Origin of the sequence: Bacillus sp. FSL W8-0640 (assembly GCF_038007725.1) — a bacterium.
GTDB classification, from domain to species: domain Bacteria; phylum Bacillota; class Bacilli; order Bacillales; family Bacillaceae_G; genus Bacillus_A; species Bacillus_A cereus.
In genome coordinates this window covers 375072-401280 of the sequence record NZ_JBBOXT010000001.1, presented here as the reverse complement: position 1 = coordinate 401280, position 26209 = coordinate 375072, and the positions used below count along the sequence as shown (strand labels likewise).

The window sequence follows — 26209 nt, the reverse complement described above, 5'->3', positions numbered from 1 at the left end:
ATTAATAAATAAAAAGAATGAAGTTACTAACTCCATTCTTTTTTACTACTAAGTAGCGTACATAAGAATTTAAACATACATGCATACATTCTGTTTTGAAATAATAGTACCAGCTTTTTCTTCTAGTGCTTCATATACTTTTTCTAAAGACGTAATAATTGTTTTTCTTTTTGGATTTGTATTAACAAAATTAATAGCAGCTTCAATTTTCGGAAGCATGCTTCCCGCAGCGAATTGTTGTTCTTCAATATATTCTTCTAATTGATTCACTGTGACATGCTCTAATTTTTTTTGATTCGGTTGATTATAATTTACATACACATGATCAACTGCAGTTAAAATAACGAGCGTATCGGCATCTACTAATTCTGCTAATTTCTGTGCAGCGAAATCTTTATCGATAACCGCTTCAGTTCCTTTTAGCCCTTCTTCGGAATCAATTACTGGAATTCCACCTCCGCCAACAGCTATCACTATATTTCCATCTTCGACCAAAGAATTAATCACTTTATGTTCATGAATACTTACAGGCTTCGGTGATGGAACAACACGTCTCCATCCTCTACCAGCATCTTCTTTAAACACTGCTTTTGTTTCATCCATTAATCTTCTGGCCTCTTCTTCTGTATAAAAAGGACCGATTGGTTTAGTTGGATTTTTAAATGCCTCATCTTTTTTATCCACAACAACGCGTGTTATAACCGTTGCTACGTCTTTTTTTATATTCCGTTTTTTCAATGCCTTTTCAATCGCATTTTCCATCCAATATCCAATCATTCCTTGGCTCATTGCCCCACAAGTATCTAATGGCATTGCAGGTGTCTTTTCCGTTTCTGCAGCTTTTTGCTGTAATAAAATATTCCCCACTTGTGGGCCATTTCCATGCGCAATTACTATATCCACATCATTTTCCATTATTTTCACAAGTTGTTCTGCCGTTTTTTCCAACGCTTCTTGCTGCGCTCCCGCAGTAGCTTCTCCAGACTGTATCGCATTTCCCCCTAGTGCAACTACAATTTTTCTTCGTGCCATATTCCAGCCCTCCAGTTGATTTCGCTTTCACAGCGCTTTATAAAGTAATACTGCCTGTAATTAATCCATAAATCGCAAAGAATGCTAAAGCACCAATTGCTACGGATGATGCTAATTCCACTCGAGTAAATATTTGCTTCGAACTCTTTTGCTTTTGAACATTGTAAAAAATAAAAATACCTGGCGCATATAAAGTCATTGTTAATAATAAATACTCTAAACCAGCTGCATAAACTAGCCACACGCCATAAATACTTGCTATCAAGCCAATTATTATATTTTTATTTCGATCTGCTTCTTCAGACTTTAAGCTATGCTTCAGTTGATAAAACGCTGAAAAAGCATATGGGATTAAAATAGCTGAAGATGCTAAAGAGAATGCAAAGTTATACGCCTGATCAGAAACGACGAATGTTAACAAGAACATTTGTATTAAACCATTTGTTATCCATAATGAATTTACTGGAGCCTTATTTTTATTTTCTTTTGCGAACCATTTTGGAAATACTCCATCTTTAGCCGCTAAATATGGAATTTCAGAAGCGAGCAAAGTCCAACCTAACCAAGCACCTAATACAGAGATGACCAAACCTAAATTAATAAAGATAGCACCCCATTTTCCAACAACACTTTCAAATAAATAAGCCATAGCCGGATTTTTCAAACCTGCAATATCTGCTTGCTGCATAAGTCCAAGAGACAATAATGTGATTAAAATGTAAATGATGAGTGTACCAATTAAGCCAATAACGGTTGCTTTCCCTACATCACTTCTATTTTTTGCTCGACTGGATAAAACAACAGCCCCTTCTACCCCAATAAATACCCATAAAGTTACAAGCATTGTACTTTTAACTTGGCTGCCAACTGCTCCCCATGAAAAAGAACCAGTTTGCCCCCAAAATCCATCTAAGAACGTATCAATATGAAACGCGAAGATTCCTATGACAATAAATACAAATACAGGTACTAATTTTGCGATTGTAGTTACTAAATTCACAAGTGCTGCTGATTGAACTCCACGTAAAATTAACATGTGAACACACCATAATAATACGCTTGCACCAATAATGGACGCTACATTTTGCCCGCCTTCAAAGATTGGGAAGAAATATCCTAATGAAGAAAACAATAATGTACCGTAAGCTACATTCCCAAGCCAAGCAGATAGCCAGTATCCCCACGCACTATTAAATCCCATGAAATTACCAAATCCTGCTTTTGCATAGCTAAAAATACCACCATCTAAATCTGGCCGTTTTACAGTTAGATTTTGAAAAGATAATCCAAGTGCAATCATCCCAATTCCTGTTATAACCCAGCCAATAATAATGGCTCCAGCACCAGCACCTTTTGCCATATCACTCGCTAAATTAAAGGCTCCACCGCCAATCATAGACCCAACTACAAGAGCCGTTAGTGTAAACAACCCTAATTTCTTATCTTCACCCATTCCACTCACCTCTCTTAAATTGCAATAACAATACAAAAGCAATAGTGAATGATAGTGTCTAAAGGAGGAGAAAGAAGAAAGGAAGACTCCCTTTCTTCTTTACTCCATATTTCCTAAAGTAGCTGCCATAACCGCTTTAATTGTATGCATTCTATTTTCAGCTTGATCAAATACTTTTGAATGTTTACTGCGGAATACTTCGTCAGTTACCTCCATTTCTTTCAACCCATATTTCTCATAAACTTCTTCGCCATACATCGTTTCAACATCATGAAATGCAGGTAAACAATGTAAGAAAATCACGTTTTCATTCCCTGTTGCTTTAATCATTTTCATATTTACTTGATAAGGTTTCAATAACTCGACACGTTCAGCAAATTTTTCTTCTTCCCCCATAGACACCCATACATCTGTATAAATTACATCTGCATTCGCAACAGCTTCTTCCACATTACTTGTTATCATTACCTGTTCATTATATTTTTTTGCTAAATCAATTACTTCTTGTGCAGGCCATAAAGATTCCGGTGTACAAATACGTACATCCATTCCAACGATTGCTCCACCAACTAGTAAGCTATTAGCAACATTATTTCGTCCATCGCCAACGTAAACGAGCTTCACATTTTTCAATTTCCCTATATGTTCTCTAATTGTTAATAAATCTGCTAGTGTTTGTGTTGGATGCCACATATCTGTTAATCCATTCCAAACCGGCACACCAGAATTTTGTGCTAAAGATTCTACGGTTTCATGATTAAATCCACGAAACTCAATTCCGTCAAACATACGCCCTAACACTTTTGCTGTATCCTCTACAGATTCTTTTTTCCCAAGTTGAATATCACCTTTCCCTAAATATTCAGGATTTGCTCCTAAATCTGTACATGCTACTGTAAATGCACAACGTGTACGAGTAGAAGTTTTTTCAAATAAGAGCGCTACATTTTTACCTTCTAAATAATGATGCGGAATACCATTTTTCTTTTTCTCTTTTAATTCTGCTGCCAAATCTAGAAAATATAATAATTCTTCTTGTGTAAAATCTTTTTCTGCTAGAAAGCTTCTTCCTTTTAAATTTGGTCTAGTCATTAACATAATTCATCCCTACTTTCTCCGTTATTTATACTAAATATCTTTACGAACAATTGGCATACTCATGCAACGTGGACCCCCACGACCACGAGATAATTCCGAACTTAGCACCTCAATCACTTCTATACCGTGTTCCCGTAATAACGTATTAGATACATAGTTGCGATCATATGTAACAACTACACCTGGCGCGATTGCTAATGTGTTCGAGCCATCATTCCATTGTTCACGAGCAGAAGCAATTACATCTCCTCCTCCACATGGAATAAGAACTAATTCACTTAAGCCTAATACCTCTTTTAATGCTTCCATTAAAGAAGTACGATGTGTAATTTTAAGAGTTTCCTCATCTGATCCTTTTTCTAAAATATAAATATTCATATTCCCTTTTGGCCCTTGAATGGCTGGGTGAATTGTAAACTTGTCATAATCAACCATTGTAAATACTGTATCTAAATGCATAAATGCTCGACATTTTGGAATTTCTATTGCTAACACTTTCTTAATTTTATTTTGTCGGCTAAAGAGATTTTTAGCTAAACGTTCAATTGCTTTAGCTGAAGTACGAGCAGATACTCCAATCGCAATTGTTTCTTCATTTAAAATTAGCTCGTCGCCACCTTCAATTGGAAATTTATAATCACGATCTAACCAGATTGGTACATTATGTTTTGCAAATCTTGGATGATATTTAATGATGTACTCCATGAATAATGATTCACGTCTACGCGCTGGTTCTCTCATCTTATTTATCGTTAAGCCATCGCCCACGCTAGCTGCTGGATCACGAGTAAAATATAAATTAGGCATTGGATCTAAGTAAAACGGATAGTGATCTTCCATTAATTCATATAAATGTGTCTTCTTACTTGTTTCAATTTCGTTTTTCCGTACACCGCCCATAATTTTTTGAATTAATTCTTCATTTGAAAAGGAAAGTAAATATTCTTTTAAAGTTTGATGTGCAACATTTACGTCGGCCTGTCCTTCTTTTAAAATACGATCAACAAATTCTTCTCGAAGTTTTTTATCTACTAACGCCTCAGCGGCTAGTTTTTCTAAATAAAGAACTTCAACACCCCGATTGCGTAACGTTTGTGCAAAATAATCATGCTCTTTTTGAATAATTGGTAAGTATGGAATATCGTCAAATAATAATTGCTGCAAATAATCTGGCGTCAAGTTTTCCACTTCTTTACCCGGTCGTTTTAATAAAACCGTTTGTAATTCCCCAATTTCTGAAGTAACATGTATCGGATGTTTCATTTGTTGTACCTCCTTTTAAATATGTTTGATGTCTTACAAGTACATAATAAATGCTCTGCACTTTCATCTTTGTGAAAGTATCCACATTATCATTGTGAAATATTAAACAAGTTATTTTTTTAAAACCATACGAATATGTATTTTTATAACAAACTATCTCGCTTTCTCAATAAAAAATACATATATTACGCATATATGTTGAATATTTAACTTCCGTATTTAAACAAAAATCCTGTTTTTAATTTTATTAAAAACAGGATTTTTGCATCTAAATAATTAAATTTAATCTTTCTTCTATAATCTCCCTATCTGATTTCGACTGTGAAATTATAAGGCATGTATCATTTCCACATATACATCCTATTTTTTCTTTCCAATCTAACTCATCAAATAAAACACCAATAACATGTGCATTACCAGGTAATGTTTTAATAACCATTAATTGATCTACACAATCAATTTTTACAACAACTTCTCGTAATTTTTTCTTTAACTTTATATCAGTTTGTACATGCTCTTCTGAGAAAACTTTATATATCATTAATCCTTCTTGAGAAGGTACCTTCGTTAAGTTTAACTCACGAATATCGCGAGAAACCGTAGCTTGTGTTACTAATACATCTTTTTTTGCTAACAATTCTACTAATCTTTCTTGCTTATCTATTTCATACTCCTTTACAAATTGTTTAATTAACCGTTGTCTTTTTTCTTTTTTCATAAAAGACACCCCTTTTAATATTATAGCTCGCTATAATTTTCATCCGAAAGGGACAGAAAAGAATGTTGCGGAAACGTTCATAGTTTAACTGTAAATATTAAATCAAGCTAAATAAAAAAGAGAAGAACAGCATTCTGTTCTTCCTTTTACATTGAAAATCGTTCAATTGTTTGTTTCAAATCAGTTGCTTGTTTCTCTAAATCCTTTAATAATTGATCGATTACTATCATATTTTTAGACTGTTGTAGCGTCACACGCGCCACTTCTTGCGAACCAGCTGACGTTTCTTCAGCAATTGCTGCTACAGCTTTTGTTTGTGCTCCTGTTTGATGAATGTGGCTCACTTGTTCATTCATATAACTACTAATTTGCTGAGTTGCATCGGCTACTTCCATAACACTTGATGACATTTCTTTTAAAATTAATTCCGTAGCTTCCCCACGTTTCGCCTCTTCTTTAGCTATTTTCACTTGTTCTGTCATTTTCATTGCAACTTGTTGTACTTCATCTTGCATATTCCGTAATAACTGCGATATGTTTCTTGCAGAATGATCACTTTCATCAGCAAGTTTACGTACTTCTTCCGCAACAACCGCAAAGCCTCTTCCATGCTCTCCTGCGCGAGCTGCCTCAATAGAAGCATTTAGTGCTAATAAATTCGTTTGGCTAGCAATCGCACTCACAACAGACACAATATGTTCTACTTGTTTCATTCGTTCTTCTAACTTCTGTACATTTTGCATTGAATCTTCATTTTCTTTTGCCAATGTTTGAATACCTTGAATTAAAGACGTAAAGACACGAGTACTATGCCCTAAAGCTTCAACCATTTCTGAAGACAATGTATCAGACTGCTTCGCTTTTTCTTCTACTTCACTTGCAATAGAAGTCGTTGTATCAACAGCAGAAACAATTGCTTGAATTGATGCCGCTGATTGCTCAGCGCCTGAAGAAATTTCTGCAAGTGTCTCAGATACACCTTGCGCTTGTCTCGTTGCTTCGCCTGTTTGTTTTCTAATCTGCTGTACTTGATTATTTGTATACGAAAATGTTGTATCAATATTTTTTACCATGCCCCTTAAGTTTCCTAACATCATATTAAATGCAACACTTAAAGATTTAATTTCATCATCTGTCTTCGGTAATGGAACATCTTCACGAATATCACCCTCAGCTGCTTTTCTTGCCGCTTCCTCTAACTTGCGAAGCGGTTTAATTAAAAATACGGCTGCTCCATATGCTAAAATTCCAGACCATACTACCCCTAATAACATAACGATAATATTATATACAGTTTGACTTACATAACTTTGAAAATAATCGTATATCACGTAAATAAAAAAGATACTTGTTGAATATGTAATGAAAGCTAAAACTGTAGTGAATAGCATAAGTTGTGTACGTAATCCAAAAGAAAATGTTTTCCTTTCTTTTTCCATCTTCCCTTTCCCCCTTTTTATAAGCAATATAAATACTACCTATATATTATTATCCATATTTTCATTATAGAAGGATATAGAGATTTTAAAAAATTATTTCTTTGAATATCAAATTGCACGAAAAAAATAAAGGATTCTGACAATTTATGACTAATAACAGAAATAAGGGGCAACATTTGTAAAATATATTTTTAACTGGGGGTTTTGTATGATTCAAGTTCGAAATCTAGTAAAATCATTCGGTTCACTTGATGTGTTAAAAGGAATTGATTTAGAAGTAAAAGAAAAAGAAGTTGTTGTTTTAATTGGTGCCAGTGGTTCTGGTAAAAGTACATTACTTCGCTGTCTTAACTTTTTAGAAATGTACGATGAAGGCGAAATTCACTTACAAGGTGAGCGAATTGATCCAAAGCATTCAAATTTAAATAAAGTCCGTGAAAATGTCGGTATGGTTTTTCAACACTTTAACCTCTTTCCTCATATGACCTCACTAGAAAACATCATAGAAGCACCTATTCACGTAAAAAAATTAGAGAAAGCAAATGCAAAGGATATTGGAACTCAACTTCTCCAAAAAGTCGGCCTTCAAGATAAAGCGGATGTAACTCCTCATCTTCTTTCAGGTGGTCAAAAACAGCGCATTGCCATTGCACGAGCTCTTGCAATGAGCCCTAAGATTATGCTATTTGATGAGCCTACCTCAGCTTTAGACCCTGAACTTGTTGGAGAAGTATTGCAAGTTATGAAAGAACTTGCTGAAGAAGGGATGACAATGGTTATTGTTACTCATGAAATGAATTTTGCAAGAGATGTAGCTGATCGCGTCATCTTTATGGATGATGGAAAGATTGTAGAAGATGCTCCGCCAGCACAATTCTTTTCAGCTCCATCACATGAACGGGCAAAACAATTTTTACGCAACGTTTTATAATGTAACTTTTGTTTCGAACGAAAAACAATACATTCATACGGTGCACAACTAATCATCCAAATAAAATATTTCAATAACATACTAAAAAACCATCCGTATGATCAATATATAGGAGGGGTTTTATGAAAAGAAAACTATTAACCATTGTTGCGAGCATTACACTATGTACATCTTTCATACTAGGAGCTTGTAGCAAAGAAAGCTCTACTACTTCAACAAATGGTGAAAAAGAATTTCGCTATGCGATGAGTGGATTATACAAACCTTTTAACTATAAAGAAAATGACGGCAAACTTGTCGGTTTTGATGTAGAAATCGGTGAAGCTCTTGCTAAAAAGATGAACATGAAGGCTACGCCAGTTACAAACCCATGGGAAACGCTGATTCAAGGTCTTCAAGCGAAGAAATATGATGTAATACTGGGTAGTATGGCAATTACAGAGGAGCGCTTAAAAGCTGTTAGTTTCTCAAATCCGTACTATCGCTCTGGCGCCCAAATTTTTGTAGCTAAAAAGAATAACGCTATCTCTTCTCCAGAAGATTTAAAAGGTAAGAAAATTGGTGTTGTAAAAGCTAGTACCTTTAAAAATCTTGTTGCAAAATATACAGATCAAATCACAGAATATGACAGCGATATTACTGCTCTTATGGATTTAGAGCCTGGGCGTGTTGATGCAGTAATTACGGATCAAATGGTTGGTCTACGTATGATAAAAGAAGGAAAATCGAATATAAAAGAAGCCGGAAAACCATTAAATCTTGATGAAATGGGAATTGCTATTCGCAAAGATGATAAAGAAATGGTTGAGAAAGTAAATAAAGCGTTAGATGAAATCATTAAAGATGGTACGTATGAAAAGATCAGTAAAAAATGGTTCGGGCGTAATATTCTCGGTGAAGAGGAAAAAACGAAGTAAGTTAGCCATTCAAAAGATTCATAAACAGTGCCCCACTGATTAAATGTTCATTTTATGTGGGGCATTTCATTCTCTACTAAAATCTATACAATATGAGGTGAAACGCATGTTTGAAATTTTTATCTCTACCTATCCCACACTCTTAAAGGCTACTATTGTCACATTACAATTAACATTAACCTCCCTAGTACTCGGTTCATTAATTGGATTATTATTTGCTTTCTTTCGGATCTCGAATAACAAAGTTTTAAATAGCATTGCTCATATCTATATTGCTATTATTCGTGGTACACCTTTAATCGTTCAAATCGCAATTCTCTATTTTGGCATTACATCTGTCATTGTTTTCTCCCCTTTTTGGGCAGGAGCAATCGCTTTAGCAATTCATAACGGTGCATATATTACGGAAATTTTCCGAGGATCCATTCAATCCGTCGACCGGGGACAATTGGAAGCCGCTCGCTCCTTAGGTATGCCTTACCCTTTAGCTATGCGCCGGATTATATTACCACAAGCATTTCGTCTGTCTCTTCCTCCTCTAGGAAACCAATTTATTATCGGATTAAAAGACTCTTCACTTGTCGCTTACGTAGGACTGTCCGAGTTATGGGGATCAGGTTTATCAATTGCAGCAGGTAACTTCCAACAATTAGATACTTACATAATCGTTGGTGTATACTATCTCGTACTTGTTCTTCTATTTACTTATTTTGTTAATCTCTTAGAAAAACGACTACAACGAAAAGAAACTAACTCCGTCCAATTCCATAAAAAGAACAAAAAGGAAGTTTCTTTATAAGAAAAAGCAAGCCTGAGATGGCTTGCTTTTTCATTGCAAAAATATATTAATTTTTACTGATTTACTTTTTTAATACTCTTTTCTTCCTCTATATGTTCCTCACGATATGAAATATTATGAGGATCTAGTCCATTTCCTAAAGAACCATAGAAATGCTCTCTATGCGGATCCACTAATTCACTTCCTTGATAATACACACGTGGTGTATTCCATAGCGCTGCCAAAGCTTTTGTCATCGGCATCTCATGATAGCGTTCCGGCCACATTTCTTTAATCTTCTCTTTTACTAACGGATAGTATTTAGAACTCATAGCAGGAAACAGATGATGTTCTGTATGATATGAGAAATTGAAATGTAAAACGTCTACCCAGCGCGGCACTGTTACTGACAAACAGTTTGCTAACGGATCATTTACTGGAACAATTGGATTTAAGCGGTGATTTGTTGCGATATATGCCATTACAATAAAGTTAGCAATTAACAACGGAATGACATATGCAAATAACCATTTTCCAGGTCCCATAATAAACAATAAACTAATCCAAACTGTCCAAGGCAAAAGAAGTTGAAGCCATACAGATTTTTGATTGGATGACTTGAACTCTTTTATAAAATGAAAGAACATTCGAGTCGAATGCAATGTAAATTGAATTGTTAGTGACAGAAAACTAAAGAATGAACGTACATGTAAAGGCATACGATATACCCAACTCAAAAACTTACTCTTCTTAAGTTTCTCAAGTGTCGGCCATGCATCCGGATCATTCTCTTCATGCTGTGTATGAACATGATGCGTTGCATTATGCCACTTTCTCCAAAGCTTTGGCCCTGTTGATAATGGCATAAATGCAATCGCGCCTAAGAAGTCACGAAGCCATGCCTTTCTTACAACAGTTCCATGTAAAATTTCATGCCCTAAAAATCCAAGTGAAGCAAAACATAATCCAAGAACAATCGCAATTCCTAGATTCGCCCACACATTCAATTCAAATACACCAATCGATATTAACCCCGCCAATGCCACAAGCAAATAAGCCAGTCCACCAAATAAACGAGTAGGCACTGGTTTAAATGCTTTTTTCGGCAAATGTGGTGATACACGTGCTGCATACCACCCAAACGTATGAAGCTCCTTCATCCTTTTGCTCCTTTCTTATGCCGCGCCTTGCGCAACTTACATATATCAATTCTTGCTTCCAGATTGATTTTACTAGATGATCCAAAAAGCATCTATTATAAGGAAAATATACTCACTCTATCGTCACTTATTTTTCGCTTTTATTATCAATGAAAAACATTTCTCTTTTTACTCTCTATCAACCTTTCCACATGATGAATCATAACAATAGAATTTCTATATTGTCAACACCTTTTATGACCTAGTAATAAAAGGTGGTTATATTTTTATAATCATACTTTATTTCACTAAAGAAAATGTATAGATTCCATAAGGATTTACCCACTATATATAGACATTTTCTTAAACGCCATAGACTCTATCTCATTCAATAACTCCCTATGTAATCAACAAACAGAATCACTTGAATTTAGTTTTATATAAATCCTACCACTTCATAATGCCCCATCTAATTAATTATATTAAAATAATTTATAACCTCTTTTAATAAAAATAGACTACTTCTAAAACAACACACATGAATTTCATATATTATGGAAATATTAAAAGGAAAATTGTTCTAAAATCAGGAGGTTTCCGCAATGACAAGTGATACATTTCCACAACTGCCGCTATCTTATTGGATTGAATCTACTCAGTTTCCTACTTTCCCTCGTTTATCCGAAAATATAAAGACAAAAGTTGCTATTATCGGTGCTGGTATTACAGGTATTACTACTGCCTATTTACTTGCAAAAGAAGGCATCGATGTTGTTTTAATTGATTCTGGTCGTATTTTAAACGGAACGACTGGGCATACAACAGCGAAAGTAACAGCACAACATGATCTTATTTATGATGAATTAATAAACCATTTCGGTGTAGAAAAGGCCGGGCTTTACTATGAATCAAATAATCAGGCTCTACAATTCATAAATGAAACTGTTCAAACATATAAAATCGACTGTAATTTCTCAAATGAAGATTCATATTTATATACAACTACCGATAACGGATTAAGAAATTTATCGAAAGAATATGAAGCTTATCAAAAATTAAATATACCTTGTGACTATGTTCAATCTCTATCGATTCCTATTCCAGTACAATCTGCGCTTATAATGAAAAATCAAGCACAATTCCATCCCCTTCTTTATTTAAAAACACTTTTAGAAAAGTTTGTGGAGATGGGCGGAAAGCTCTACGAACAAACAACAGCTATGGATGTGGAAAAGGGAGATCATCCACAAATAATTACAAAAGAGGGCCATCATATCACTTGTGAATATGTCGTCTCTTGTTCACATTTTCCTTTTTATGATGCAAATAGCTTTTTCTTTACGCGAATGTACGCAGAACGCTCCTACGCTCTTGCAATAAAAGCAAAAATGGATTATCCAGGTGGCATGTATTTAAGTATTGATGATCCAAAGCGCTCCTTACGCTATATAACAAACAATGGAGAAAAATTAATTTTGATTGGCGGAGAGAGTCATAAAACAGGACAAGGAATAAATACGATGCTTCATTATGAAGCACTTTATTCTTTTGCTGAAGCAACTTTTGGAATAGACGAGGTTCCTTATAGATGGTCAGCACAAGATTTAATCACTCTAGATAAGCTTCCTTATATCGGACATATTAACGAAAGAAATCCAAATATCTTTGTTGCAACTGGATATCGCAAATGGGGCATGACAACTGGAACTGCTGCCGCTCACCTACTGAAGGACTCCATCCTAAAAGTCCACAGTCCCTATAAAGAACTGTATGCACCATCACGCTTCCATGCAAATCCAGATATAAAAACGTTCCTCTCCCAGAACATTGATGTTGCGAAACATTTAATTGAAGGAAAGATTGAAACCGCATTACGTAAGCCAGAAGATCTCGAAGTTGGTGAAGGATCTGTCGTACATGTTAACGGTAAACGAGCAGGTGCTTATAAGGACAAAGAAGGAAAATTACATATCGTCGATACAACTTGTACACATCTCGGCTGTGAAGTTGAATGGAATAATGGTGATTGTACTTGGGATTGTCCTTGCCATGGTTCTCGTTTTTCAATTGAGGGAGACGTTCTTGAAGGCCCAGCAGATCAACCGTTAAAACGCGTTGATAATGAGTAAACAAATAAAGAAGTTCAACAGAATTACGGTTGAACTTCTTTATTTGTTATAAAACCTGTTCAGATAAATTTCGACACAGGAAGGAAAATATTAACATTAAATAAAATAATATATTCATCTACAAATTAAAAGGGGTGAATATTATGCAACCTTCAGCTCCACCTCATCTAGAATCTACAGAAACTATCTTTTCAAGCTCTATTACAAAACTTGTTGTTTTTATTTGTTGGCTAGCCATTTTAGCTGATGGATATGATTTAGGTATTTACGGTGCCGTTCTACCAAAGCTCCTAGAAGACAAAAGCTGGGCGCTATCACCAGCGCACGCTGGTACAATTGCAAGCTATGCTTTATTTGGGATGTTTATTGGGGCTATTCTAGTTGGAACGATTACAGATCTAATTGGGCGTAAATGGACGCTTATATGCTGTTTAGCACTTTTTTCTATCACAATGGGTTTAGCGGCTATCGCTTCTTCTCCTGAGTTATTTGGATTATCTCGATTTATAGGAGGAATCGGATTAGGCGGTGTTATCCCAACGGCTTCAGCACTTACTGTTGAATATTCACCAAAAAAAAGGCAATCTTTTATTTATGCTCTTATGTTTACTGGCTATCCTTTAGGTATCGTATTAGGTGCTATTTTGTCTATGTTTATGTTAGAAGATTTCGGATGGAGAATTATGTTTGGTATCGGAATGATTCCACTACTCCTCATTCCTTTCATTATTCGCTATTTACCTGAGTCCATTCAATTTTTATTATCACGTAATCGCCAAGAAGAAGTGAACCAAATTCTTAATCGTTTTCAAATTGAATTTCATGTAAAAAATAAAACTCATCAAGCTCCATCTACTATACGAAAGAAAAATGGATTTTTTACTTTATTCTCAAAAGAATACATAAAAGCAACACTACTTTTTTGGATCACTTATATAATGGGAATGTTTTTAATATACGGTTTAAATACTTGGTTACCACAGATGATGCGCCAGGCGGGATATCCTCTTGGATCTAGTCTGTCTTTTCTACTTATGCTAAATATTACCGCAGCTGTTGGTGCGTTATTCGCTGGAGCAATTGCTGATCGTATAGGCGCAAAAATTGTTATTAGCATCTCTTATCTTATGGCAGCCATATGTATCGGACTATTAACAATTAAGCCATCTGTTACAATCATTTATCTTTTAATTGGCCTTGCTGGTATTGGATCGGTCGGTATTACTCAAATATTAAATGCATATGTAACACAATACTTCCCATCACATATCCGAGCTACCTCCTTAGGCTGGGGACTGGGACTTGGCCGAGTTGGTGCAATTGCTGGCCCTATTCTCATCGGTATTATTATGACAATGCAATATGACTTAGCATGGAATTTTTACTTATTCTCCTTTGCAGGTCTTATCGCAGCTATATCTGTTTTCTTCATTCCTACAAAATAAAAAGAGCACAAACTTACTTGTGCTCTTTTTCATATGCTTCAAACAGCATGTCTCGAAATAGTGTATTTAAAATTTCAATATCGATCCCTGATCCCTTTTCAATTCCTTTTACATATTGCCCATAGTAATGAATTTGTTCTTCTAAAAATTGATTTAGCACCTTAATTTTCAATCCAACATCTAATTCAGTACCTGCTTTTTTCTTTATTAACAACTTTTCAATCTCATCTAATACACTACGTTCTAATGGTAATTCTGTAATCAATCGATCAAATTCTACAGGTGGTAAAGTTGCTTTCTCTTCTAGCCACTTACAAGCTAAAATAGGACGTAATACATAAAAGTACTTTTTCAGCTTTACATTCTCACCTTGCAAAAATTCACGATAATTTTTCGACGCCATATGTAAATAATGATATATCGTTGCTTTTGGATCAAAATTCTTCTCACTCATCTGTTGAAGTAGTTCTGGAAAATTAGAGTTTTTCGAATAAAAAATTGGTGATCGAATCCACTCAAGTAAAGCTGGGTTCGACTTCGCGAATAGTTGCAACGCCTTTTTAATATCCCAACCACTTATATCTAAATCATCACTAATTGGATATTCAATTACATCTCGTTTGTCATGAATTGATAAATACCATTCTACCGGATGTATATAAACAAACCTAACATCATAATCGCTATCTTTCGATGGAAACCCCCAAGCACGACTCCCTGATTCCACCGCAAACAAAATTTTCACATCATTCTCTTTTTCAATTCTTTCTAACTCCAACTCGATTTTCTCTCTCATTTCATAACATCTCCATTTTTTGATTATTTCCTTGGAAATTCGACAATACACTATTAATTTTACTACATACTAAAAAAACTGTCAGAAATTACTGACAGCCTAATAAAACTTCTATTGTTGCTTTTCAATTACAGTAGCAGCAATTCGTTCAAACTCTTTTTGAATCTCCTCTTTATATGCATCTACTATTGAAAAATCCATAGCAGCAATATAAATTCGTTCTAATTTATCACGAACCGATTTTGCTTTCGCTAAGAAAGACATTGCCTCATTCATTTTTGCTTTATACTGAATGGAAACATCACGAATTTCCTTCGCATATTTCTCATCAGTCCCTGGCGTAACAATAAGGGCATACATATCAATAATTTCATCACCCTCACGACTTGGAAAATATTCATGCGGTGCGGTGCTATCAAAAATTGCAAAGCCTAATTCTCTTACGATAACCATATCAAGACTATTCGGGTCAAATCCGCAATGATATACTTCAACTTCAAACCCTTTTTCTTCAGCTGCCTTAGCTAACTTTTTAAGCATCGTTGATTTTCCAGAACCTGGGCGCCCTTTTATAAAATAACGATGTGGTAACCCTTCTGTTAAATTAGGAACAAAATCAACTGCTCCTTTCGGTGTAGCAGCTCCTAAAAAACGATGTTTTACAAGCGATTTTCTCCCGCTTTTATCTGCAAATAATTTCTGGATTAGCTGATCGGTTAGTTCATTTGCTTTATTAAAATCTATATTATCAATATATATCTTCTCCCACTCATCATGTATAAGCAATGCCTCTTTAAAACGTGCGTAAGCAGACTGAAAAGCTTTACTTGCTTCTGAAACAAATCTTTCAATTTCTAACTTCTGCTTCCTTAATTTATCTGAGTCCCAAGCAATTCCTAAATTTATATACTCTTCAACAACTCCTGGCATTTTGGGCTCAATTACATGTGGTGATGTCCCATCAACAATTCCTACTTTTAATTTTGGGATAATTACACCATCAACCGATTTATTGTCAGAAGAACAATGTAAAAATTCAATATCATATCCTTTTTCAACCCATTCACGACCGATGGCCTTTATTAAAGAAGATTTCCCCGTTCCTGGACCACCCTTTAAGATAAATAATCTGTCTAACCCTTTTAAATTCTCTTCATATAAATTATGAAATCCCCTAGCTGTATTACCACCAGCATAATAATTCAATACATTTCCTGTCACTGCACTCACTCCTTCGCAGCATTGTATTTACATAAGCTACAATATGCGCGTAGCTTTATTTGGGTGAATACCTATTTTGTATTGCACGCAAAAAGGAAATGAATTACAATTTAACTATCGGAAAATTCCGATTTCAAAATTAAATACTTCTTTATCAAGAGAGGCAGAGGGACCGGCCCTTTGAAGCCCAGCAACCTCAGTTTATACGAACTGAATAGGTGCTAATTCCTGCAAAATGCATTGCATTTTGGAAGATAAAACTCAACTAGCATGTAAAGCTCACCTTTCTTGATATTGAAGGGTGAGCTTTTTATTATTTGAAAAACATATATTGGAGGTATGTAAAATGAAAGTAATTGATTTATCGCAAACATTTGAAAATAATATGTCTCAATTTCCTGGAACACCTAAAATACAACTAGAAGCTGTTACAAGTGTTGAAGAATCAGGCTATCAAGTTACAGATTTTCATTCTGTCGTTCATGTTGGCACGCATTGTGATGCTCCTGCGCATTTTATTTCAGGCGCAACGACCATCGATCAATTACCCCTAAATCAATTTGTAGGCGAAGCGGTTCTTATTGATGTAACTCATGTACAAGAACGAAAACTACCTAAAGAAGTACTGGACGATGCCGATATAAAAGAAGGAGATATTGTTATTTTCCATTCCAATCTATCTACTAAATGGAATACAGAGGCGTATGAGAAAGAAGCTTTTTATCTTTCTGAAGAATTAGCCGAGGAACTAGTACAATTAAAAGTAAAATCTGTCGGTTTAGATTTTATTTCTCCTGATGAGGTAACGACAGAAACATCACCAATTCATCACATACTACTTGGGAATAATATTTATTTAATCGAAAACTTAACAAACTTAGATGCCATTCACACGAAACGTTTCTTCTTCTCAGCAGCACCTTTAAAAATTAAAGATAGCGACGGTGCTTTTGCAAGAGCATTTGCTGTAATTTTTTAAACAAACTATACAAAAAAGCAAAGATCATCATTGACCTTTGCTTCTATTTTTTTTATTTAAATTAAGAAAGAATTGCTCAACATGAGGACGTAACCAAGCTAAATAATCCTTCTCTTTCTTCTTTGTACAAGCTATTTCTTCCCCATCTACCATTTCAACAAGTTCTAGTTCTAACAGTTGCTTCGTGAATGCTAACATATTCACTTCTTCGGATGGATACTCTTCTTTTAATTTCTCCTCAATTTCCCCCAATAAAAAACCGTCACGCATCATTGCCAATGCATCAATCCAAAGTGGCGGCATTTCATATTTTTCTCCTGTAATTGTGTCTTTTACAGTATAATTCTTTTGCTCTTTTCGAAATTGAATCGTGTGTAAACATACAGTCGAATTTAATGTTAATTCCATCATACCACCTCTTTCATAATATCTGCATAGAAAAAAGGATGCGCGTGCACCCCTTCTTACCTTTTCATAACACTACTGAACCGTTACATGAGCAATCAATCTCATGTCGATATTTTCCTCCATTATAAACGAAGTATTTTATAAAAAAAACCCTTCTTGAAACATTTTATAAAATGTTTATATTTACACAACAAGAACACTTTTCTGAAAAATCTTTTCTCAAATACATTAAACGGTCGGCAGAAAAATTTCTACTTTCGTTCCTACTCCTAGACTACTTTGGATCGTGATACTCCCTTGATGTTCCTTAATAATTTTATATGTAATCATTAATCCAAGTCCTGTACCATTCTCCTTTGTTGTGTAAAACGCCTTGCCGATTTTTTCTAACTTCTCATTCTCTATACCACATCCTTGGTCTTCAACAGAAATACACAAATGTCCTTGCGTTTTTTGATATGCACGGATATGAATTTCTCCACCCTCTGGCATTGATTCTATTCCATTTTTAATGATATTTAATAACACTTGTTTTAATTGCTTATCATCACCGTTTATAGCCGTTAAATTTCCATCTACTTGTAAATTACATTTAACTCTATATTGCGTTGCATAACTTTCCATTAGATGCACAACATATAGAAGGGTGTCTCGTATATTACACCTTTCATAATTTGTTGGCTTTGGTTTCCCTAACAACATCAATTCACTAACAAATCCATTAACCCTTTCAATTTCTTGTAGCATAATGTCGTAGCTCATCGTATCAGTTGGATTTCTTTCTTTTTGCATTTGCGTAAACCCTTTTAACGCTGTTAGTGGATTTCGAATTTCATGGGCAATTGTTGTAGACATAGTCCCAATCACAGCTAAATTTTCCGTCTCTTTCATATTGTTCATCATTTCAACCACTGTTCTTACATAAGATTGAAATCGTTTTAATAAAGAATGTGAAATAATGAAATAAAATACACATAAAACAAGTGGAATTATCACTTTTAAATCTTGTAATAGCAATGTGAAAAATACATACTTTCCAATTACACTAAAGGAAACTAAATAAAAGTATTTTCTATTCACGAAAACTGGGGCAAATAAAATTAACAACATTTCTACCATACTACCATGTTCAAAAGGTCTATCCGTTCGCAAATAAATCATTAAATTATTAACAAGATTGATAAACATGTATCCAAATAAAAATAAATATTTTACAGAATATACATACCCTCTTTTTTGAAGATATATAGAAATAGGAAATAATGCTATTACAAATATAGGCACACCTATCCCAAGACTACCTTCTGGCCACCCTACCGCTGTTCCACTAATATTCATAGCAGGATATACAAAGTAATATATAGCGTCATATAAAAAGAATATAATATAAAATAATAATATAAATACCTTTAAGGCTCTTCTTTCTTCATAAATCAAGCTCTTGTATTTGTTCATATAAAAACTCCCCTTGATCGATACAAAAAACTTTCATTGTTATCTCCTTAAAGTATAAGTATGAAATTGCTTTCAGGGCAATATTTAACCTTATAATACTAAAAGGAAGGAGATCTCTCCTTCCTTTTAGTAACAACTTATATCCACCTTACCCTATCATGTAACAATCCATCAGTAAAATTATTATGCCCTATTACAAAATCCTTCATATATAAATTTAAATACTCACCGTACTTACTTTCTGTATTTAATAACAACTCCTCGACGTAATAAGCACCTTGTTCAAATTGATCTAAAAGTAAACTAGACAAGCCCGCATAAATTCCGCACCCTACCTGAAAATACGTTGCATTCGTTTTATATTTACGAAAAACTTGGCTACTATTCATTACATTATACATATATGTCTCACTATTTTCATAAACGAGTAACACACCGACCAAGTCCTCTCCAGCAACCTCTTCTTCCGCTGGATTAAACACTTTACGATTCCAGTTCCATAAATCTTCTACTTGATCTAAGTTCTGTCTAATTATATTTGTTGTATACTCATTAATTCGGTAAAGAAAACCAACTTCCATATTGAAGTTTTTCCCTAAAATTAATACTTCCTCATGTGGCATTAAACAACCATAGAATTCTTTTTCTCCTAACTTCACTTTATACTCTGAAGCATATACATCTTCATAAAAGTAAAGAGGCCGATGATGACTCATATACATCGGATAACTCCAGATTGCTTCATCTAAAAATCGCTCTACTGCCCATGAAGCATAAAGTGTATGTGGCTTTATAAGTGCTGTATCATGCAAAAACGACGTGTCATGTTCTACAATATAACATGCTCTTGGCCTTTCATTTGGTCGTTCCTTCATAAGCTCAACAACCATCCATTGAACAACACCTGGATTCATACCTGAACCTATAATCGCTTTTGTATTTGTAAATTTCTCTTTCTCCTTCTCAAACCTTGTATATCTTTCCGTAAGCTGAAAGCCGATTAAGCTGTCGTCCTGATCTACTGCTTCATTTTCCAAGGCTGAATTAATATAACAAATTCCTAATTCATTACAGCAGCTTAATACTCTAACTGTATCTGCCCCTGAAACATCAATCACAACACTCGTACTTTTTTCTTTTAAATGTTGTTTAAATTCCACTACATTTTGAAGGTTTATCTCATATAAATATAATTGATCTTTCAAATTCGAAAACAACTCATCGTAATAATTCCTATCTTTTTGTTTTATATCCACCAAATGAAATTTAGCATTCTTTAATACTTCATAAATTGGATCTTTTTCATTTGCTATCGCTTGATTTAAAATTGCTAAAACTGCTTTTGCTGCTCCACCAGCACTACCAAGCAATGTAATTGATAACGAATTCGGAAACTGCTCCACAAACAAAACCCCTTTAATAAATTAGTTGAGCAGCTCCTCCTCAAAAAATAAATTGAATACATAAAAAGATAGCTCGTACACAATTTTTATAAGTTAGTGCAAAGTTACCTTTTAAAAAATCACACTATACTATGTTTATATTCAATTCATTTTCCCCTCATATTCAAATTAAACTAAAACAAATAGGCTCGACCTTTTCTTCTCCGGATAAAAGAAAAAGCCAGCCCTTTCAACTAATCTACGGACAATGGACGGATTTTACATGTTGAATATTCACATACATTTTTGCATCACGTGCTTTTGATATTTCAATATGACCTTCATCAATTTTCGCCATTTTTCCAATTTTATTGGACTCCTCACCTAAATCGAACACCATAATTTTCCCAGCCATTTTAATAAGCTGTTCTTCAAACGTTCTAGCTAACGTAATATTTAACGGATTTACGGGGAGTTCATTTTTATTGAGGGCATACGGTACTTGGTTTTCTTTATACGGAATTAACCATTTTAAATGCTTTAAAGATATATATACCGTTTTATAAACCGGACTATAAAAAACAATATAGTCGTTCATCACACTTGTAACATAACCATGTATTGGAGCATTTCCTGCTACATAAACTTCTGTAAAAATCCCTTTAGAAGTACTTAATACTTTTCTCAAAGAAATTGAAGGGGATTCCCTCTTAATTACAGAATCAACATCTGGTTTTAGTATGTCTTCGTCATGTGCTCTTAAAAATTTATAGTATTGTACATGATATAAAGATATATATACATAGTCTTGTCCATTGTAAAGAACAATAATGTCATTTCCTACGTCTATTAATATACCTTTAAACCTTTTTTCACCGATTAATTTAACATATATATTTTCCCCAATACTTTTGTTTAACTCATTCATCTATATCCTCCTTCCTATGAATTTCAGCTTTACTATCTTCCATTTCAAAAAAATAATCAGGGCAATGTTCTGTCTTAATAGTAAGTAATTCCTTTTCATACTATCGAAATAAGAAATTGTTCTTCTCTTTCCCTCATAATGCCCCTCTTATTTATTAAACATTATTCATCTTCATTCTTTTTACATTTCACTACTTGACTCACACTCTTAATATGATAATTAATGATATAAATAACTTCATCACCGTTTACTAGCGTAATACATTCTTCATGCACTTCACTTAATAAGCCTTCTACACACTCTGGGCCGCCACGATTAATCTTTACCCACTTATACTTCAAGTCACGTAATACATCGACAAAAGTATCATCATCAGAGCAGAAACATGAAACATAGCCATCGCCACATTTACTTTCTTTCACTTTCTTAACTAGACTTTTCACATGTTTCAATTGGTAATATACTAATTCACCAAGAGGAAGTTGTAATGTAAGGTAATCTCTTCCTAACGATACAAGTACCCCCACTCGACTCTCTGGTCCACGAAGATTTACTTTTACAGTCTCACCGACTAAGCCTTTAATTTGTTCACAGCATAATATACTTTCCAAATTTATATCCTCCTTTCTTATTATCTTCCTCTTCTTGACTGTCTTTGTGCGCGAGCTCGACCTGAATTATTACTTTCACTTTCGCTTTCACTTTCGCTTTCTTCGCTCTCTCTACAAGGTACTGTTACACTCTTAATATGAGATACTGCAACTAATATAACTTCTTCTTTTACAATTAGTGTCACAAATTCACAAGAAACATCTTGTAAAATACCTTCAACTTTCTCTGGGCCACCACGATTAATTTTCACCCAGCAATATTTGAAGCTTTGAAGTAACTTTTCAAAGTCATCTTCACATTCACATTCCAACCATCTGCAATCATCTGCTTTACAATCTTTCGCATTTTTTGTAATACTTTTCAGATGACGAATCTGATAGTAATAGAGCTCTCCTTTTTCATTCTTTAATACAAAGTAATCCGAACATACAGCGACTATTGTCCCTTTTTGAGATTCTGGACCACCCCTGTTTACTCTCACAAAAGATCCAATTAAGTCTTTCAGAAAATCACAATGAAATAAACTCACGAGAAAACCCCTTCCATTAATTTATAAGCTTTTGCACTGATAGTATATGTATCTGTACAGGTTACGTTCTCTATGTTTGTCCTAGCTAGAAAAAAATATGCTTTTAACATGGTAGACTACTACCTATCAAAATTTGAAGAAAGGCTAAGAACTCCTTATGTTTTTGATATCTTCAAACAAAAAATCCCTTATGAATATACATTTCTGCATATCTTCATAAGGGATTTTCCATAGTTTAATCTTCGTCTTTAACATCCATATCTTCTGGAATTGGTTCGTTCAATATTTCTTCCACTAATTGCTTATATTTCTCCATTTGTTCTAAATGTGTATTAAATTGTTCTTTATTTACTAAATATTGCTCTCCATCGAATAGCGCACGAATTTTCTTTTGCTGAATTAACTCTTCAATATACGATTTTGGTAAATTCAAATACTCCGCAGTCTCTTCTACTGTTATATACAATGCGTTCATTCCTTTATTATTTTTTCATCTATACTGTATCTTACTTTACTTTATTTTTGTAAACAAATAAAAAAGATTTTGTAAATGCAGTTCAAAAAGCAGGTAGATGCATTCCATATATTGTATAGTATTATATAGTAAGAATTTTTTAAATATAGAATGGTATTACCCATTTACACAAAGGAGAGTTAACATATGGCTACTCGTCACATCATTACAATGTTAGAAAAAACACTACAAGTTGAAACAGAAAACACAATTTCTCATTTAAATGTATCTTTATCTGATCGTTTTCTTTCTCAAAGCACAGCAATACATGAAAACAATTGTTATCATACAATTGGTGAATGGTACAAAAATCATTTCTTATTCCAACAAGATGATTTCCTTTGGGCTAAATATGCCTTCTATGACGCATATTGTGAAGCCATCAAAAAACAAGGTCATCTTACAAAACGTGTTCGCCAAATATTAGAATCATTAGCTCGAATGCATGGAAAACAGTATATTGCTTCTATACTAAATATGCCATTTCCTAATGAACGCGCTAAAGGGACAGCGTAATTTAGCCATGTTCTGCGTAAGCAAAACATAGCTAAATTGTTTTCTAGGATGCTTTACCAATAAAATGTTCATATCATATGAACTGATGAAACCGGTGTCATTATAATGATAGAAAATATAGTAAACAGGAAAACCCCCACGTACATCTCTCATCCATTGGAATAGAGAAATACGTGGGGGTATACTTGTTCCTTATTATTTCATCATCTGCTTAATCAGTTCGCGATTTCTCTTCTTAAATACTTCATTATGAGAAGAAACCATTCCATACTCACTTGCATTTGGTTGGATAAATTGTTTTGCTTTATTCACAGCATTTCCAGCATCTTGGAATGCACCTGCAATTAAGTGTAGTTTCCCTTCGTGCTTTAAAATATCTCCAGCAGCATATAATCCATCTACTGAAGACTCACTATTTGCATTACCTGCAATATAATAATTATCTATAATTGCAACGTCTAACTCACTATTTTCTAATAATGTAATGTCGCGTTCATATCCATGATTAATAATAACTTCATCAATAGGTAAATGAGAAACCTCACCTGTTTCATGATTTGTTAATTCTACATATTCGATCGCTTCATGATTATCACCAGCAATTAATTTTGTAATCGATGTATTAAAGAAACACTCCGCTGAGCTGTTCATAAGTTGTTTTACTTGTGCTTCATGACCAGATAATTCTTCTTTTCTATAGGTTACATACACTTTTTTCGCAATTGGTTCTAATTCATTTGCCCAATCAACAGCAGAATTGCCTCCACCGGAAATAATAACTGTTTTACCTTTAAAACGCTTTAAAGATTTAACTGTATAATTTAAATTTGATACTTCAAATCGCTCAGCACCCTCAATAGATAACTTTTGCGGTTTCAATATACCACTTCCTGTTGCGACGATAACTGTTTTTGAAAAGTGTTCTTCCCCAGTACTTGTTTTTAATGTAAAAGTACCATCTTGATTACGAATAATTGATTCCACTTTTGTATCTAATACAACTTCTGGCTTAAATGTTAACCCTTGCTGTACAAGTTGTTCAATTAACTTATCACCTGTAACTGGTAATAGTCCTCCTACATCCCAAATCATTTTTTCCGGATACACATGTATTTTTCCACCTAAATGTGGTTGAAATTCTATTATTTTCGTTTTCATTTCTCTGAGTCCACTATAAAAAGCTGAATAAAGCCCTGCAGGTCCTCCGCCTATCACGGTTACATCAAACAATTCTTCTCGATTCATTCATGCTCACTCCTCAGCTACTAATCATTGATTATCATTCTCAATAAAATATAACCTGTTTCCGCAAAATTTACAATCAAAATTACTATTGACAATACACCTATATAAAATTATATTATTTAAAGAATCAATAGTGATAATCATTATCATTTTGTTAATAATTAGCAAATTTGAGATTACATCTTCTTTCATTAATATGGTTATTACTATATTATAAAATCTCATATTCAAGATTTTTAATAAATTATTTTGCATTACCACTACTATTTCAAAAAGATTACAGTTAAACAAATTATTGTATACACATATCATCTATGTTAAAGGAGAAAGACGATGAAAAAGTTATTTATTTCACTAACAGTCCTTTTCGTTCTTGTTATGAGCGCTTGTAGCAATGGCTCTACAAACAAAAAGAATGATGCAAAAGGTAGTAACTCAGAAACAATTACATACCAATCTGAAAATGGTAAAGTAGAAGTTCCTGCAAATCCAAAACGCGTTGTTGTTTTATCATCATTCGCTGGTAACGTAATGTCATTAGGCGTAAATCTTGTTGGGGTAGATTCATGGTCTAAACAAAACCCACGTTTTGATAGCAAACTGAAAGATGTCGCTGAAGTATCAGATGAAAACGTTGAAAAAATCGCTGAACTAAATCCAGATTTAATCATTGGTTTATCAAATATTAAAAATGCTGATAAGTTAAAGAAAATCGCTCCTACTGTAACATACACTTACGGAAAAGTTGATTACTTAACACAGCATTTAGAAATCGGTAAGTTATTAAACAAAGAAAAAGAAGCAAAAACTTGGGTTGATGACTTCAAGAAACGTGCACAAGACGCTGGTAAAGAAATTAAAGCAAAAATCGGTGAAGATGCAACAGTTTCTGTTGTAGAAAACTTCAACAAACAGCTTTATGTATACGGCGAAAACTGGGGCCGCGGAACAGAAATTCTGTACCAAGAAATGAAATTAAAAATGCCTGAAAAAGTAAAAGAAAAAGCATTAAAAGAAGGTTACTACGCATTATCTACTGAGGTATTACCTGAGTTTGCTGGTGATTACTTAATCGTAAGTAAAAACAAAGATACTGATAACTCATTCCAAGAGACAGAATCATATAAAAACATCCCAGCAGTAAAAAATAATCGCGTATACGAAGCAAACATGATGGAATTCTATTTCAACGATCCACTTACACTAGATTTCCAACTAGACTTCTTCAAGAAGAGCTTTCTTGGTAAATAATACAAACATGAGGAATTCTTAAATTAAGAAT

The 26209-nt window shown here is 34.0% G+C and carries 24 protein-coding genes, 2 pseudogenes and 1 riboswitch; of the genes and pseudogenes, 8 read left to right on the top strand and 18 right to left on the bottom strand.

Annotated elements, in window-relative coordinates; translation table 11 throughout:
- Positions 1 to 69: 69 nt before the first annotated feature.
- The 7 genes and pseudogenes from arcC to N2V80_RS30450 form a co-directional block, all read right to left on the bottom strand.
- The gene (gene arcC, locus N2V80_RS02125) at positions 70 to 1032 is read right to left on the bottom strand and encodes a carbamate kinase (RefSeq protein WP_000113948.1); all 963 of its coding nucleotides are present in this window, start codon (positions 1030 to 1032) and stop codon (positions 70 to 72) included.
- Positions 1033 to 1069: 37 nt separating this feature from the next.
- Positions 1070 to 2485 (bottom strand): arginine-ornithine antiporter, encoded by a 1416-nt coding sequence (gene arcD, locus N2V80_RS02120; protein WP_000503399.1) that lies wholly within the window; start codon positions 2483 to 2485, stop codon positions 1070 to 1072.
- 99 nt (positions 2486 to 2584) lie between these two features.
- Complete coding sequence (gene argF, locus N2V80_RS02115; RefSeq protein ID WP_000930289.1) at positions 2585 to 3583, bottom strand: ornithine carbamoyltransferase; 999 nt, start codon at positions 3581 to 3583, stop codon at positions 2585 to 2587.
- A gap of 30 nt (positions 3584 to 3613) precedes the next feature.
- Positions 3614 to 4846: an arginine deiminase gene (arcA, locus tag N2V80_RS02110; protein WP_000682331.1), complete on the bottom strand. Its 1233-nt coding sequence runs from the start codon at positions 4844 to 4846 to the stop codon at positions 3614 to 3616.
- 268 nt (positions 4847 to 5114) lie between these two features.
- Positions 5115 to 5564, bottom strand: a complete 450-nt coding sequence (argR, locus tag N2V80_RS02105; protein WP_000711827.1) for an arginine repressor — start codon at positions 5562 to 5564, stop codon at positions 5115 to 5117.
- A gap of 146 nt (positions 5565 to 5710) precedes the next feature.
- Positions 5711 to 6283 (bottom strand): annotated as a pseudogene (locus tag N2V80_RS30455) (methyl-accepting chemotaxis protein); the annotation flags it as partial.
- Positions 6284 to 6652: 369 nt separating this feature from the next.
- Positions 6653 to 6838: pseudogene (locus N2V80_RS30450) on the bottom strand (HAMP domain-containing protein); the annotation flags it as partial.
- A gap of 373 nt (positions 6839 to 7211) precedes the next feature.
- Here N2V80_RS30450 and N2V80_RS02095 point away from each other — a divergent pair.
- From N2V80_RS02095 to N2V80_RS02085, 3 genes are all read left to right on the top strand, one after another.
- A complete protein-coding gene (locus N2V80_RS02095; RefSeq protein WP_000616925.1) occupies positions 7212 to 7934 on the top strand; it encodes an amino acid ABC transporter ATP-binding protein in 723 nt (240 codons plus the stop codon).
- A gap of 122 nt (positions 7935 to 8056) precedes the next feature.
- Positions 8057 to 8851, top strand: a complete 795-nt coding sequence (locus N2V80_RS02090) for an ABC transporter substrate-binding protein (RefSeq protein WP_000823768.1) — start codon at positions 8057 to 8059, stop codon at positions 8849 to 8851.
- A gap of 43 nt (positions 8852 to 8894) precedes the next feature.
- Positions 8895 to 9650 carry an amino acid ABC transporter permease gene (locus tag N2V80_RS02085; RefSeq protein WP_002004337.1) on the top strand — a complete coding sequence of 252 codons (756 nt, stop codon included), beginning with the start codon at positions 8895 to 8897 and terminating at the stop codon, positions 9648 to 9650.
- Positions 9651 to 9703: 53 nt separating this feature from the next.
- Here N2V80_RS02085 and N2V80_RS02080 read toward each other — a convergent pair whose 3' ends face one another.
- Positions 9704 to 10789: a fatty acid desaturase family protein gene (locus tag N2V80_RS02080; RefSeq protein WP_000661226.1), complete on the bottom strand. Its 1086-nt coding sequence runs from the start codon at positions 10787 to 10789 to the stop codon at positions 9704 to 9706.
- Between the two features lie 581 nt (positions 10790 to 11370).
- Here N2V80_RS02080 and N2V80_RS02075 point away from each other — a divergent pair.
- Together N2V80_RS02075 and N2V80_RS02070 are read left to right on the top strand one after the other, a co-directional pair.
- Positions 11371 to 12897, top strand: a complete 1527-nt coding sequence (locus N2V80_RS02075) for an FAD-dependent oxidoreductase (RefSeq protein WP_000199976.1) — start codon at positions 11371 to 11373, stop codon at positions 12895 to 12897.
- 143 nt (positions 12898 to 13040) lie between these two features.
- Positions 13041 to 14342 (top strand): MFS transporter, encoded by a 1302-nt coding sequence (locus tag N2V80_RS02070; RefSeq protein ID WP_001183092.1) that lies wholly within the window; start codon positions 13041 to 13043, stop codon positions 14340 to 14342.
- A gap of 13 nt (positions 14343 to 14355) precedes the next feature.
- Here the strand turns inward: N2V80_RS02070 and N2V80_RS02065 are convergent, their stop codons facing one another.
- On the bottom strand, positions 14356 to 15138 hold the full coding sequence (locus tag N2V80_RS02065; protein ID WP_001208232.1) for a nucleotidyltransferase domain-containing protein: 783 nt from the start codon (positions 15136 to 15138) through the stop codon (positions 14356 to 14358).
- A gap of 111 nt (positions 15139 to 15249) precedes the next feature.
- The gene (locus N2V80_RS02060) at positions 15250 to 16359 is read right to left on the bottom strand and encodes a PRK06851 family protein (RefSeq protein ID WP_000147471.1); all 1110 of its coding nucleotides are present in this window, start codon (positions 16357 to 16359) and stop codon (positions 15250 to 15252) included.
- 148 nt (positions 16360 to 16507) lie between these two features.
- Positions 16508 to 16620, top strand: a riboswitch (SAM riboswitch).
- Between the two features lie 85 nt (positions 16621 to 16705).
- Here N2V80_RS02060 and N2V80_RS02055 point away from each other — a divergent pair.
- The gene (locus N2V80_RS02055) at positions 16706 to 17338 is read left to right on the top strand and encodes a cyclase family protein (RefSeq protein WP_000862985.1); all 633 of its coding nucleotides are present in this window, start codon (positions 16706 to 16708) and stop codon (positions 17336 to 17338) included.
- A gap of 27 nt (positions 17339 to 17365) precedes the next feature.
- Here N2V80_RS02055 and N2V80_RS02050 read toward each other — a convergent pair whose 3' ends face one another.
- The 7 genes from N2V80_RS02050 to N2V80_RS02020 all read right to left on the bottom strand — a co-directional run bounded on the left by N2V80_RS02050 (position 17366) and on the right by N2V80_RS02020 (position 23127).
- Positions 17366 to 17746, bottom strand: coding sequence for a hypothetical protein (locus N2V80_RS02050; protein ID WP_000424119.1), 381 nt, complete (start codon positions 17744 to 17746; stop codon positions 17366 to 17368).
- Between the two features lie 228 nt (positions 17747 to 17974).
- Positions 17975 to 19201 carry an ATP-binding protein gene (locus tag N2V80_RS02045; protein ID WP_001046107.1) on the bottom strand — a complete coding sequence of 409 codons (1227 nt, stop codon included), beginning with the start codon at positions 19199 to 19201 and terminating at the stop codon, positions 17975 to 17977.
- Positions 19202 to 19338: 137 nt separating this feature from the next.
- Positions 19339 to 20604 carry a hypothetical protein gene (locus N2V80_RS02040; RefSeq protein ID WP_000434717.1) on the bottom strand — a complete coding sequence of 422 codons (1266 nt, stop codon included), beginning with the start codon at positions 20602 to 20604 and terminating at the stop codon, positions 19339 to 19341.
- Positions 20605 to 20842: 238 nt separating this feature from the next.
- The gene (locus tag N2V80_RS02035) at positions 20843 to 21511 is read right to left on the bottom strand and encodes a hypothetical protein (RefSeq protein WP_001004265.1); all 669 of its coding nucleotides are present in this window, start codon (positions 21509 to 21511) and stop codon (positions 20843 to 20845) included.
- Between the two features lie 161 nt (positions 21512 to 21672).
- Entirely contained in the window at positions 21673 to 22122 is a 450-nt protein-coding gene (locus tag N2V80_RS02030; RefSeq protein WP_000443836.1) for a hypothetical protein, read from the bottom strand.
- A gap of 20 nt (positions 22123 to 22142) precedes the next feature.
- A complete protein-coding gene (locus N2V80_RS02025) occupies positions 22143 to 22652 on the bottom strand; it encodes a hypothetical protein (RefSeq protein WP_000051534.1) in 510 nt (169 codons plus the stop codon).
- Between the two features lie 235 nt (positions 22653 to 22887).
- Complete coding sequence (locus tag N2V80_RS02020) at positions 22888 to 23127, bottom strand: helix-turn-helix domain-containing protein (protein WP_001998970.1); 240 nt, start codon at positions 23125 to 23127, stop codon at positions 22888 to 22890.
- A 186-nt stretch (positions 23128 to 23313) separates the two neighbouring features.
- Between N2V80_RS02020 and N2V80_RS02015 the strand changes: the two genes are divergently transcribed.
- Positions 23314 to 23682: a hypothetical protein gene (locus N2V80_RS02015; protein WP_000235475.1), complete on the top strand. Its 369-nt coding sequence runs from the start codon at positions 23314 to 23316 to the stop codon at positions 23680 to 23682.
- A gap of 195 nt (positions 23683 to 23877) precedes the next feature.
- Here the strand turns inward: N2V80_RS02015 and N2V80_RS02010 are convergent, their stop codons facing one another.
- Entirely contained in the window at positions 23878 to 24927 is a 1050-nt protein-coding gene (locus tag N2V80_RS02010; protein ID WP_061655981.1) for an NAD(P)/FAD-dependent oxidoreductase, read from the bottom strand.
- 333 nt (positions 24928 to 25260) lie between these two features.
- On the opposite strand from N2V80_RS02010, the gene N2V80_RS02005 reads away from it, so the two are divergent.
- Entirely contained in the window at positions 25261 to 26178 is a 918-nt protein-coding gene (locus tag N2V80_RS02005) for an iron-hydroxamate ABC transporter substrate-binding protein (RefSeq protein WP_058839961.1), read from the top strand.
- Positions 26179 to 26209: the final 31 nt, after the last annotated feature.